Source organism: Sediminibacterium ginsengisoli (assembly GCF_900167075.1).
In the GTDB taxonomy this organism is placed as follows: Bacteria; Bacteroidota; Bacteroidia; order Chitinophagales; family Chitinophagaceae; genus Sediminibacterium; species Sediminibacterium ginsengisoli.
The window spans coordinates 312,966-326,082 of record NZ_FUWH01000004.1 but is presented as its reverse complement, the minus strand read 5'-3'; the positions used below and the strand labels follow the sequence as shown (position 1 = coordinate 326,082).

Here is a 13,117-nt window from a genome sequence, read left to right as displayed (position 1 = left end):
AACAATAAATACGCAACCGACCATGAGTTACATTATTGAAGTCCATGCAAGACAGATATTAGACAGTCGCGGTAATCCAACCGTAGAAGTAGATGTTTTAACCGATGACGGGGCCATGGGAAGGGCCGCTGTTCCGAGCGGAGCCAGCACTGGTATGCATGAAGCAGTGGAATTGCGTGATAACGATAAAAAGAAATATGCCGGAAAGGGAGTATTGAAAGCCGTGAAAAACGTGAATGACGTGATCGCTGATTCAATCATCGGTTTCGATGTAACGCAGCAGGCGGCGATAGACCAGGCGATGATCGAACTGGACGGTACACCGAATAAAGCAAAACTCGGCGCCAATGCGATCCTCGCTGTGAGCATGGCGGTAGCCAAAGCAGCTGCAGAAGAAGCAGCATTGCCTTTATACCGTTATATCGGCGGAACCAATGCGAAAACGCTGCCCATCCCGATGATGAATATCCTGAATGGCGGTGCACATGCGGATAACAAGATCGATTTCCAGGAGTTCATGGTAATGCCGGTAGGCGCAACTTCTTTCAGCGAAGGATTGCGCTGGGGGGTGGAAATATTCCATACCCTGAAAAACGTACTGAAGAAAAAAGGCTTCAGCACAAATGTGGGCGATGAAGGTGGCTTTGCACCGAATATCCAGAGCAATGAGGAAGCCATAGAAACCGTACTGGAAGCGATCAGCGCTGCAGGTTTCAAAACCGGATCGCAGATCGTGGTTGCGATGGATGCAGCCAACAGCGAACTGTGGGATGCCAAGAAGAAAAAATATGTATTCCATAAGAGCAGCGGCAAAGTAGTGAGCAGCGATGAGCTTGTTAAATTCTGGGAGAAATGGGTAAAACAATACCCGATCGTTTCTATTGAAGACGGTATGGCAGAAGACGACTGGAACGGCTGGAACGCGCTTACACAGGCGATCGGCAGCAAATGCCAGCTGGTAGGAGACGATCTGTTCGTAACGAATGTAGACCGTCTGCAGACCGGTATCGATAAAAGCATTGCCAATGGCCTGCTTGTGAAAGTGAACCAGATCGGAACCATCACAGAAACCATCAATGCAGTTACACTGGCACAGCATAATGGTTACAACACCATTATGAGCCACAGGAGCGGTGAAACAGAAGATACAACCATTGCCGACCTGGCAGTTGCATTGAACTGCGGCCAGATCAAAACCGGTTCGGCATCCCGTACAGACCGTATGGCGAAATACAACCAGCTGATCAGGATCGAGGAAGCACTGGGCGAAACAGCGATCTATCCTAAAGGGAAGATCCGTTTCGGTAAGAAATAAATCATAAAAAGCATGCATCCCTCCGGGTGCATGCTTTTTAACACCTGTTGATTAATAAAAAGCCCCGCAATACAGCTCTGTATTAATTTCACATCTCAGAATGAAAAAAACAGCCTCCATACTCACCAACAAATACCTCCTGGCTTCGGGATTCTTTGTGGTATGGATGTTATTTTTTGACCAGCGCGACTTTTTTGAACAAAGAGGGAAGAAGGCCGAGCTGCGAAAACTGGAACAACAGAAACAGTTCTACCTCCGCGAAATTGAAAAAGCCAACAAAGAACTCGTTGATCTTCAAAGCAATCCGGCCGCCCTGGAGAAATTCGCCCGGGAACGTTACCTTATGAAAAAAGACGGCGAAGACATATTCGTTATAGAAGATTCTGCAGCTGTTACAAAATAATCCCGTTCGTTTTGCGTTCACGCTCCTGTCTTACATTCTTTAAAGAACCTTTTGCCTGATTACAATATTTGCTGCATCGATGCCGTTTAAAGAAGGTGCTGTATCCTCTGATCAACCTTATCCCTGTGCGAACATTATGAAAAAATTCAAGGAAGAGGATTTGATATTGTACCTGTATAAAGAATGCTCACCATCGCTGGCCACAGCAATTGACCAGGCTTTAGAAGCGCATGATATTGAATTGGAACAACAACTTAAAATGCTGCAACGCAGTATCAGGCAGCTGAATAAATTAAAGCTGGCCTCGCCGGCTAAACAGTCGGTAGCCAGCGTATTGAAATACGCCGCAGAAGCCGCCCGGAAAAAACACTGAGCCTTCTTCTCACAGTATGCTGCGATCTGTTATTTTTGACTGATACTATGACAAAGAAAGACCGTTACGCAGCAGTGATCAGTTATTTCCAGCAACATATGCCTGTTGCGGAAACGGAGCTTACCTATGATAATCCTTTCGAATTGCTGGTTGCTGTGATCCTTTCAGCGCAATGCACCGATAAGCGTGTGAACATGACCACGCCTGATATTTTCCGCCGCTATCCCACTGCGCAGAAGATGGCTAAAGCAACTTTCGACGACCTCTTCCCGCTGATACGCAGTATTTCCTATCCGAACAATAAGACCAAACACCTGATAGGCATGGCCAACATGCTCATGGATGAATTTCATGGTGAAGTACCGATGACTGTAGATGAACTGGTAAAGCTGCCCGGTGTCGGAAGAAAAACCGCAAATGTGATCACCAGCGTGATCGATGCTCAGCCGAATATGGCTGTGGATACACATGTATTCCGTGTAAGCAAAAGACTGGCGCTGGTAAGCGAAAAAGCATCAACCCCGCTCGCAGTAGAAAAGGAACTGATCAAATATATCCCGCGCGAACTGGTACACAAAGCCCATCACTGGCTGATACTGCACGGTCGTTACATATGCCTGGCCAGAAATCCGAAATGTGAAGAATGTGGTTTACGTGATATCTGCCGCTATTATGCCAAAAAACTGAAAGGAACAGAACATACATCTCCCCGCTTATTTTAATTTGCTGACACGCTTTTCCTTTCCCTTCACTAGTGTATAAGAATCATCGATGAATTCTTTCAGCATTTTGTTGCTGAGCTGTCCGTTCACCACAATGGTATTCCAGTGCTTTTTGTTCATATGATAACCGGGCAGAACAGCATCGGGGTAATTTTCACGTAATTCAATGGCTTTATCAGGATCGCATTTCACATTGAACTGCAGGGGCGAATTATCCAGCCCCGCCAGCAGGAATACTTTTCCGTTGATCTTGAAAACAAGTGTGTCTGGCCCGAATGGTAGATCCTCCACTGCATCCGGTTTGCTTAATGCATAATTTCTTAACTGTTCAATGTCCACGATCTGAAATTTATGGGTGGGGTGATTCTTATTGCCATTTGTCTGTTACTGCCTGCTCGTAATCATGCCGGTAGCGTTCCGGTATATTGCCGTTGAGAAAACAGCCTGGTGTTACGGAAGGGAATATATCTTCAAACGTGCGTACTTCATTCAGGAAAACACGCCTGTAAATATGCGAACGCGTCAGCTCCGTATGATCAGCGATTCCGGCTGCACCCAGCAACTCAACGAAGGTTTTTACCGTGTTGGCGTGATAGTTGGCTACGCGGTGTTTTTTATCATCAACCACCAAACCTACTGCGAGTGACGGATCCTGTGTTGCTACACCTGTAGGACATTTATTGGTATTGCACAACAATGCCTGGATACAGCCGATGGCCATCATCATAGCCCTTGCGCTGTTACATACGTCCGCTCCCAATGCAAACGCACGCACAAGATGAAAGCCGGACAGGATCTTGCCTGATGCGATGAGTTTGATATGTTTCCTGATGCCGAAACCGTTCAGCATATTGTGTGCGAATGCAAGCCCGTCGAGCATCGGCGCGCCCACATAATTGGAAAATTCCTGCGGTGCCGCACCGGTACCGCCTTCCGCACCATCGATGGTAATGAAATCCGGATATACATCCATTTCTATCATGGCTTTGCAGATGCCGATGAACTCACTTTTTTTACCGATACATAATTTAAAACCCACAGGCTTGCCGTCGCTCAATTCGCGCAGCTGTTTAATAAAAGAGACCAGTCCGCGCGGGTTATCAAATGCACTGTGATAAGTTGGCGAGTAAATGGTGGTATAAGGCTCCACATGCCTGATAGCAGCGATCTCGGGCGTATTCTTCTTGCCGGGCAGGATCCCGCCATGACCTGGTTTGGCGCCCTGGGAGATCTTGATCTCGATCATTTTTACTTCGGGCTTCAATGCGTTTGACCGGAAGCCTTCTGCAGAGAAGCGACCTTCCTTATCGCGGCAGCCGAAATATCCTGTTCCGATCTGCCAGATAATATCCCCACCCTGTTTCAGGTGATAAGGACTGATGCCTCCTTCGCCCGTGTTGTGCGCAAACCCGCCGATCTTTGCGCCACCGTTGAGTGCCTCAATAGCCTGCGGGCTCAGTGAACCGAAGCTCATTGCTGAAACATTGAAGATGCTGCAGGAATAAGGCTGTTTACAATCCTTATTGCCGATCAGCACACGCGGACTCAGATCGAGCTTATGAAAATCTTTTGGGGCGATGGAGTGTGTCATCCATTCATATCCTTCCGCATATACATCCAGCTGGGTACCAAAAGGCATGGTATCGGTTTCGAGTTTTGCGCGCTGGTAAATGGTAGACCTGTCGATCCGGTTGATCGGCCTGCCGTCGATATCGGATTCGATGAAATACTGATAAAGTTTAGGCCGCAGTTCTTCCATCCAGTAACGCATCCGCCCGACAATAGGATAAGTCCGCATGATGGAGTGCCTGACCTGGATCATATCACAGATACCCATGATCACCAGAGGCAATACCACGATCAGTGCAAAAAGCCATGCGATATTCACCAGCCACGATAACAGGCCGATCGCCAGCAGGGCAATCACGGACCCATAAATAAAAATCTTCCGCATATCCTAAATTTAATGAACAAAATTAATAATACCTGCGCAGCTTTTGTGCTGTACGGCCTGATCTTTGCCGTATCGCTGTTATCCGGTCAGAATTACAGTTCATGCTTTTTTTAAGCGCGCTTTAAAAGGTACCTTTATCAAGAATGGATTATCTCAAAGAATACCGCAGTTTTATCAGCAGTCATTACCTGAGCGAAGGTGTCAGAATTACAGCAGGTGTGCTGTTGCCTGCACTCATAATGGGCTATTATGGGATGTTGCCGGTAGGGCTTACCATTGCGCTGGGTTCTTTGTGCGTAAGCATCACGGATAATCCCGGCCCCATCCAGCACCGGCGTAACGGTTTTATCGTCTGCAGCCTGCTGATCTTCCTGGTGGCATTGTTGTCCGGACTGGCTCAATTGTATCCCTGGGCTTTCTTCATCCTGTTACCGGTAAGCTGTTTTTTCTTTTCCATGATCGGTGTATATGGTGCAAGGGCTACTTCCATCGGCATGGCGGCATTGTTTGTAATGGTACTGCAGACCGAAGATCATTTCAAGGGCTGGGACATCCTCTACAATGCACTGTACCTGCTGGGCGGAGGATTATGGTATTTCCTGTTAAGCCAGGTGTTATACAGCCTCCGGCCATATAAACTGATACAACAGGCACTTGGCGAGTATGTGATGTGGACGGCTTCTTATCTCAAAGCCAAAGCCGCTTTTTACAATAAGGAACGAAGATCGGACAAGGATTACGAGAACCTGCTGCGTGTACAGATCACCGTGCAGGAAAAACAGAATCTTGTGGCGGAGCTCCTGTTCAAAACAAGAAGCGTGGTAAAGGAATCGACGCATACCAGCCGTGTGCTGATGATGGTTTTCCTGGACGTAGCGGATCTTTTCGAACGGGCGATGACATCACACCAGGATTACGATAAGCTGCACCGTTATTTTGATGAGACAGGTATCCTCGAAGAATACCGTATGCTGATCCTGCGCCTGTCGGATGAACTGGACGAGATCGGGATTGCACTGAAGAGCGGCATCTCATCCAGTTACAACAAACAGATCGATGATGAACTGCTGGAAGAGCGTGACCGGTTACAGAAGCTCAGGCTCTCGAGACTCGATCAGTCTAACCTCGATGGATTTATCAGCCTGCGTCACATTCTCGACAGTATCGATGATATTGCCGGACGGATCAGAACGTTACATCAGTATACCTCTTACGACAGGAAATTCCGCCGCAAAAAATTACAGACACCAGATCCGGAAGACTTTATCACGCACCAGGGTGTTGATCCGAAATTGTTGTGGGATAATCTTTCCTTCAGGTCTAATATCTTCAGGCATTCCATACGCATTACTGCAGCAGCGGTGTTTGCATTTTTCATCGGGCAGCTGCTGCCGATAGGGCATGCTTACTGGGTATTGCTTACAGTGATCGTGATCCTGAAGCCAGCATACAGCCTTACCCGTAAACGTAACTATCAGCGTATTGCAGGAACCATTGCAGGTGTGGTGCTGGCTGTTGCTTTTCTTTTTCTGGTACATGATAAAACTGCGATCCTGATCACATTGATTGTAAGTATGATCGGTGCATACAGTTTCATGCGCAAGCATTATCTCGTAAGTGTGATGCTGATGACCTTGTATCTGCTGCTCATGTTCCGCCTGCTCGATCCGAAAGATGTGAATACCATTCTGAGAGACAGGATCATTGATACGGCGATCGGCTCCGTGATCGCATTCCTGTTCAGTTACCTGCTGAAGCCGATCTGGGAACATGAACAGATCAATAATTTCATGTCGCAGGTGCTGCGCGACGCAATCCAGTACTACAAACTCATTGCAGGGGCATTTACAGGCGAGCCACTCGATAAAACCGTAAGCAATGTTGCACGTAAGAACAGCTGGGTTTCACTCGCCAATCTTTCGGATGCTTTCAACCGCATGCTTTCCGAACCTAAGAGCAGGCAGCGGAATATCCTCCATGTGCACCAGTTTGTGGTGGCTAATCACATGCTGGTATCCCATGTAGCTACTTTGTCTTATTATACGGATTCACTGGAGCAGGAATATATCATGCATGAATATCGCCCGCTGATAGAAGCGAGCGTGCTTTCACTGCAGCAGGCTTTGCGCGCTATAGATGAAACTGCGATGCCTGAAGCCATTACCGCGCGCGATCCGGCAGAGATCCGGCATCTCGAACATAAGATCAATGAAATGATGCAGAAACGGAAAGACGAGATCGGGCAGGGGCAGATCGAAACAAGCACCCGCAATGTATTTTCGGTTTTCAAATCCATTACCGATCAGTTCTATTTTATCTACAAAGTATCTGCAGACATACAAAAGATCAGTCAGGCACTGAAGCGGGATGATGCTTAAAACAAAAATGGTCCTATCTTAAAGACAGAACCATTTTCAGTATACTTGATTATTAAGCTATCAACGCTCTTCCAGCATCTGTTTAACAGCACTAACGAGTTCGCCTTTGGTAATAGGCACACCCATGATCTTGTTATAGCCTTTGGCATCTACAAAGAATTCATCCCGTATAATTTTGATCAGCTGACCATTGTTGATCTCGGGGATCAGTACCTTATCGAAGTTCCTGAGGATCTCCCCGAGGTTACGCGGGAACGGACGGAGATAGCGGATATGCGCATGACTTACTTCAAGTCCTTCTGCCTGGAGTTCCAGCGCAGCGCTTTTGATAGAACCATAAGTAGAACCCCAGCCCAGCAAAAGCACTTTTCCTTTTTCGGGTCCGCTGTCAAGCGTTTGTAAAGGAATGTAATCGGCTATCTTATCCACTTTCGCCTGCCTGGTCTTTACCATGTGCTGGTGGTTATCCTGGTCGTAGCTTACGTTTCCTGTCACGTCCTGCTTTTCCAGGCCGCCGATCCGGTGTTCCAGCCCGGGTGTGCCGGGTACTGCCCAGGGACGAACCAGTTTTTCGTCGCGTTTATACGGCATGAATTTCGGTTCATCTTCAGACAGTCCTTCCTTGAAAGTTACTTCAATAGGTTTGAGGTCTTCTGCTTTCGGGAACTTCCATGGTTCTGCGCCGTTGGCGATATAGCCATCGCTCAGCAGGATCACCGGTGTCATGTGCTGAACGGCGATACGTGCAGCTTCATAAGCCGCATCGAAACAATCGCTTGGTGTGGATGCGGAGATCACCGGCATGGGACATTCCCCGTTACGGCCATAGTATGCCTGCAGCAGGTCGCTTTGTTCTGTTTTTGTAGGAAGACCGGTAGATGGTCCGCCACGCTGTATGTTCACGATCAGCAGCGGGATCTCCAGCATTACAGCCAGTCCCATTGCTTCTGTTTTAAGTGCCATACCCGGTCCTGAAGTTGTGGTAACACCCAGGTGCCCGCCATAACTCGCACCTATTGCCGAGGAAATACCTGCGATCTCATCTTCCGCCTGGAAAGTGCGGATACCGAAAGATTTATGCCGGCTCAGTTCGTGCAGGATATCAGATGCCGGTGTGATGGGATAGGTACCCAGGAAAATTGGCAGTCCGCTTCTTTCCCCCGCCGCCACCAGACCCATTGCCAGCGCCTGGTTACCCATGATGCTGCGGTAAGTACCCGGCGCCATGCGTGCTTTTTCCACTTTATAGCGGGTGGTAAAAGCTTCGGTAGTATCTCCGTAGTTATAACCCGCCTGCAGTACTTTGATATTGCTGCGGAGGATGGTGTCTTTTTTGCCGAATTTCTCGGTAAGGAAATCGATGGTATTGTCGAGTTTACGATTATACATCCAGTAGATCAGGCCAAGTACGAACATGTTTTTGGCGCGGTCCCTTTCCTTGGTGCCGAGATCGGTGAATTCTTTGAGGGCTTCACGGGTGAGCTTGGTAACGTCTACTTTCGTTACTTCAAAGCCGTCCAGGCTGCCATCTTCCAGCGGATTCACACCGTCGGGGTAATTGGCAAGACGCAGGTTCTTATTATCGAAACCATCAATATTGGCGATGATCTTACCGCCGGGTTTAATGCTTTTCAGGTTTACCTTGAGGGCTGCAGCGTTCATTGCCACCAGGATATCGCAAAGGTCGCCGGGAGTAAAGACTCGGTCGCTGGAAAACCGGAGCTGGAAACCACTCACGCCCGGTACGGTACCGATAGGGGCGCGGATTTCGGCCGGGAAGTCGGGAAAAGTGGCCAGATCAATGCCCAGGAGAGCCGTATTATTCGTGAATTGCTGACCTGTCAGCTGCATTCCGTCGCCGCTGTCGCCCGCAAATTTGATCACCACATCCTGTAAAAGTTCCTCTTTTCTGCTCATTCAAAAAAATTGTGACCGCAAAGTTACTATACTCCGGCCGCCGGGAACCCTATTTTTTCGTATTTCGGAAGCTCTTTTTTAAGATTAACAAAGCTGATAGCAGCCGGTTGGAGCCAAATTGTATCTTTGTTTCACTAATAAAAGTGGAAATGTTATCTAAACCCGCCCGGGCCTGCCTGCGATTGCTGGCATTGGCGCCGGTATTTCTGACTGCTGCATGTAATTTTAGCTCTAACGCTTCACCCGGCCTGCCCGAAGATACGGCAGAAACGGCCGGCAAGCCCGATGTTGTAAAGCCGTCTCCGCTTGCCGACTGGCAGCCCATCACTTACGACAGCTCAAAAAAGTACATTTATCTCACATTCGACGACGGGCCGCAGCACGGTACCATGGATTGTTATAACGTCTGCAAAAAACTGGATGTGAAAGCCAGTTTCTTTATGGTAGGTCTGCACAGCGAGGCCAAGAGCGACGGGCGCCAGATCGTACATACGATCCGCGAAAGCTATCCTCAATTCCTGCTGGCGAACCACAGCTATACACATGCCTCTGGTAACTACAAAGCTTTTTACAAGAACAGTGAATCTACGATACTGGATTTCGATAAGGCCCAGCAGCAGATGAAAGTACCATACCTGATAGCAAGGTTGCCTGGTAACAGTGCCTGGGTAAGGAATGGTGAGCTCCGCTCATCGCCCATGGTGCGTAAAGTGACTGAGTTGCTGGACAGCGCCGGGTATAATGTATTCGGCTGGGAAGTAGAATGGAATTTCAATCATAAAAGTGCAAGACCCGTGCAAACGCCGCAGCAGCTGGCCAACCAGGTAGACAGTGCATTTGCCCGCAACCGTACGCATACACCGAACCATGTGGTGATACTTACACACGACCGGATGTTCCGCAGGCCGGAGGATACTGATTCGCTGGCGAAATTCATCAGCATACTCAAACAGAACCCGGCATATGTATTTGAAACGGTAGATCATTATCCCGGCATTAAAAGGCCTGTGTACAAGCCCTGATCGCTGCTGTGAATCGGAATGCGGCAGCACAGGATGAGAAAGACGTTAAAATTTGAGGCTGTATTTAGTGCAAAAGGCAGAATGATTACATTTGGATCAGTAAACAATTGATATTATGGCAATCTTCAGATCAGGGAACCCGACCCTAACGGAAAAAATGTTCAATAAAAGTCTTCATCTCGAAGCAAATGCCCAGGGCGTAATGAGCGTCAGGGGAGCGATCAATAAATTTGCATTCCTGATGCTGATGGTGATAGCCGGGGCAGCTTACAGCTGGCACCTGTTCGAGGAATTCAAGCAGGATACCATGAACACCCTCATGATCGCAGGAGCGATCGGTGGTCTGATCCTGGTACTGATCATTTCCTTCAAACCAACAACAGCCCCGTACCTGGCGCCGGCATATGGTATCCTGGAAGGGTTATTTATAGGCGGCATTTCAGCAATTCTGAATGCGGCATTCTCTGAGAAATACCCGGGCCTCATCATGCAGGCGATCGGGCTTACATTCGGTGTGGCCATTGCTATGTTCCTGCTGTATAATTTCCGTATCATCAACGCCACACAACGATTTAAATCAGTAGTATTTACCGCAACGCTGGGTATTGCGATCTTTTACCTGCTCACGCTGGTACTGCGTTTCTTCGGTTTGAATGTGAGCTTTATGTACGACAGCTCGCTGCTGAGTATCGGAATCAGCCTGTTCGTGGTAGCAATTGCAGCCCTTAACCTTATACTGGATTTTGATATGATCGAGAAGGGTGCAGAAATGGGCGCCCCAAAATATATGGAATGGTACGGTGCTTTCGGGCTGCTGGTTACCATCATATGGCTGTATGTTGAAATCCTGCGCCTGCTGGGCAAATTATCGAACAGGAACTGATCAATAAAAAAATTATGTATCGAACCATCGCAGATGCGGTGGTTTTTTTTGTGCTTTGTTTTATTAATACGAGTAACTTAGCCACGCTGAAAACTATTGAAAAAACAGGCAATTATAATAAACAGACTGCTATGGAATTTGTAAGAAGCGGGCAAACGAATGATGAACTTGTATTCATGTACAGGAGCTTACTGCTGCCAAGGATGATCGAAGAGAAGATGCTGGTGCTGCTTCGCCAGGGAAAGATCAGTAAATGGTTCAGCGGAATTGGCCAGGAAGCTATCTCTGTAGGCAGTACACTTGCACTGGAAAAAGATGAGTGGGTGATGCCATTACACCGTAACCTCGGTGTATTCACTACCCGGCAGATGGGTCTGCAGAAATTGTTCATGCAATGGCAGGGCAACAAGGATGGTTACAGTAAAGGAAGAGAGCGAAGCTTCCATTTCGGCAGCCGTGCACATCATATCTGCGGTATGATCTCACACCTTGGTCCGCAGCTGGCACTGGCAGATGGTGTTGCACTTGCATATAAACTAAGAAAAGACAATAAAGTATCACTCGCTTATTCGGGCGATGGCGGTACCAGCGAAGGCGATTTTCATGAAGCGCTGAATGTGGCTGCCGTATGGGGGCTGCCGGTAATATTCGTGATCGAGAATAACGGTTACGGACTCAGTACACCGGTGAACGAACAATACAAGTGCGAAAGCCTGGTAGATAAAGCCAAAGGCTATGGCATGGACGGCATACGCATCAATGGGAATAATATCCTCGAAGTATACGATACCATCAGGGGTGTACGTGATTACTGTATCAGAAACCAGAAACCCTATCTCGTGGAATGTATGACATTCAGGATGCGGGGACATGAAGAGGCCAGCGGTACCAAATACGTACCTGCGGAATTGTTCGACGAATGGGGTGCAAAAGACCCGGTTAAGAATTATGAAGCATTCCTGCTCGCAGAAGGTGTTCTCACCGCAGCTGCTGCAGAAGAGATCCGGAGCGAGCTTAAAACATATATTGAAGAAGAACTGAAACTGGCTTATGAAGCGGAAGAACTGATCCCTGATGCAAACGAGGAACTGCATGATGTATATGCGAAAAAATCGGTGAACGCCCGGCTCTGGTCGGATGCAAATACAATGGATGCGCCAAAAGCAGGTGCACCCGAAAAACGTTTCGTAGATGCTATACAGGAAGGATTGTCACAAAGCATGCAGCTGCATGATAACCTGGTACTGATGGGGCAGGATATTGCCGAATACGGCGGCGCTTTTAAAATAACGGAAGGTTTTGTAAAACAATTCGGAAAAGAAAGGGTGCGCAACACACCACTGTGCGAAAGCGCAATTGTAGGAACCGCACTCGGATTGAGTCTGGAAGGGTACAAGAGCATGATGGAAATGCAGTTCGCGGATTTTGTGACTGTGGGCTTCAACCAGATTGTCAATAACCTGGCTAAAATACATTACCGCTGGGGCCAGCAGGCTGATGTGGTGATCCGGATGCCGACGGGCGGTGGCGTAGGCGCAGGGCCGTTCCACTCACAAAGCAATGAAGCCTGGTTCACGCATGTGCCAGGGCTGAAAGTGGTTTATCCTTCCACACCACATGATGCAAAAGGACTTCTCATCGCAGCGATCAATGATCCTAACCCCGTACTGTTTTTTGAACATAAGGGTTTATACAGAAGCGTAAGCGGCCCGGTTCCGGAAGCAGCATATGAAGTAGAGATCGGGAAGGCAAGACTTGCAGCTGAAGGAACAGATATTACCGTGATCACATACGGCTCGGGCGTGCATTGGGCGCTTGAATACCAGCACCAGCATCCTGAAGTGTCGCTTCATATACTCGACCTGCGTACCTTACTGCCGCTCGATTACGAAGCTGTCAGAACAGCTGTGGCTAAAACAGGAAAAGTATTGCTGCTGCATGAAGACACATTGACCGGAGGCATCGGCGGAGAGATCAGTGCCTGGATCAGCGAACATTGTTTCGAACTGCTCGATGCACCTGTAATGCGTTGCGCATCGCTCGATACACCTGTTCCGTTTAATATCGACCTGGAAAAAACATTCATGGCTAAGAACAGGCTGCATGGTTATGTAGAAAAACTGCAGCGTTACTGATATTAACGTTCAATC

Annotated in this window: 11 protein-coding genes; 8 read left to right on the top strand and 3 right to left on the bottom strand. The window is 48.1% G+C overall.

Features of this window, described 5'->3' with window-relative positions:
* Window positions 1–22 precede the first annotated feature (22 nt).
* The 4 genes from eno to nth all read left to right on the top strand — a co-directional run bounded on the left by eno (window position 23) and on the right by nth (window position 2,813).
* Window positions 23–1,315 carry a phosphopyruvate hydratase gene (gene eno / locus B5D42_RS09645; RefSeq protein WP_078831267.1) on the top strand — a complete coding sequence of 431 codons (1,293 nt, stop codon included), beginning with the start codon at window positions 23–25 and terminating at the stop codon, window positions 1,313–1,315.
* 100 nt (window positions 1,316–1,415) lie between these two features.
* Window positions 1,416–1,718, top strand: coding sequence for an FtsB family cell division protein (locus B5D42_RS09640; RefSeq protein ID WP_078831266.1), 303 nt, complete (start codon window positions 1,416–1,418; stop codon window positions 1,716–1,718).
* Between the two features lie 136 nt (window positions 1,719–1,854).
* The gene (locus tag B5D42_RS09635; RefSeq protein WP_139367082.1) at window positions 1,855–2,091 is read left to right on the top strand and encodes a hypothetical protein; all 237 of its coding nucleotides are present in this window, start codon (window positions 1,855–1,857) and stop codon (window positions 2,089–2,091) included.
* 47 nt (window positions 2,092–2,138) lie between these two features.
* Window positions 2,139–2,813 carry an endonuclease III gene (nth, locus tag B5D42_RS09630; RefSeq protein WP_078831264.1) on the top strand — a complete coding sequence of 225 codons (675 nt, stop codon included), beginning with the start codon at window positions 2,139–2,141 and terminating at the stop codon, window positions 2,811–2,813.
* Here nth and B5D42_RS09625 read toward each other — a convergent pair.
* Together B5D42_RS09625 and B5D42_RS09620 are read right to left on the bottom strand one after the other, a co-directional pair.
* The gene (locus B5D42_RS09625; RefSeq protein ID WP_078831263.1) at window positions 2,805–3,152 is read right to left on the bottom strand and encodes an MmcQ/YjbR family DNA-binding protein; all 348 of its coding nucleotides are present in this window, start codon (window positions 3,150–3,152) and stop codon (window positions 2,805–2,807) included. The two genes, nth and B5D42_RS09625, sit on opposite strands and share 9 nt — an antisense overlap.
* Window positions 3,153–3,180: 28 nt before the next feature.
* Window positions 3,181–4,767, bottom strand: a complete 1,587-nt coding sequence (locus B5D42_RS09620; RefSeq protein WP_078831262.1) for an FMN-binding glutamate synthase family protein — start codon at window positions 4,765–4,767, stop codon at window positions 3,181–3,183.
* Window positions 4,768–4,910: 143 nt separating this feature from the next.
* Here B5D42_RS09620 and B5D42_RS09615 point away from each other — a divergent pair, with 143 nt between their 5' ends.
* Entirely contained in the window at window positions 4,911–7,145 is a 2,235-nt protein-coding gene (locus tag B5D42_RS09615) for an FUSC family protein (RefSeq protein ID WP_078831261.1), read from the top strand.
* A gap of 60 nt (window positions 7,146–7,205) precedes the next feature.
* Here B5D42_RS09615 and B5D42_RS09610 read toward each other — a convergent pair whose 3' ends face one another.
* Window positions 7,206–9,062: a 2-oxoacid:acceptor oxidoreductase subunit alpha gene (locus B5D42_RS09610; RefSeq protein WP_078831260.1), complete on the bottom strand. Its 1,857-nt coding sequence runs from the start codon at window positions 9,060–9,062 to the stop codon at window positions 7,206–7,208.
* A gap of 149 nt (window positions 9,063–9,211) precedes the next feature.
* Here B5D42_RS09610 and B5D42_RS09605 point away from each other — a divergent pair, with 149 nt between their 5' ends.
* The 3 genes from B5D42_RS09605 (at window position 9,212) to B5D42_RS18255 (ending at window position 13,102) form a co-directional block, all read left to right on the top strand.
* Window positions 9,212–10,084 carry a polysaccharide deacetylase family protein gene (locus tag B5D42_RS09605; protein WP_078831259.1) on the top strand — a complete coding sequence of 291 codons (873 nt, stop codon included), beginning with the start codon at window positions 9,212–9,214 and terminating at the stop codon, window positions 10,082–10,084.
* Window positions 10,085–10,199: 115 nt separating this feature from the next.
* Window positions 10,200–10,967, top strand: a complete 768-nt coding sequence (locus B5D42_RS09600) for a Bax inhibitor-1/YccA family protein (protein WP_078831258.1) — start codon at window positions 10,200–10,202, stop codon at window positions 10,965–10,967.
* Between the two features lie 14 nt (window positions 10,968–10,981).
* Window positions 10,982–13,102, top strand: a complete 2,121-nt coding sequence (locus tag B5D42_RS18255; protein WP_317042003.1) for an alpha-ketoacid dehydrogenase subunit alpha/beta — start codon at window positions 10,982–10,984, stop codon at window positions 13,100–13,102.
* The last annotated feature ends 15 nt before the right edge of the window (window positions 13,103–13,117 follow it).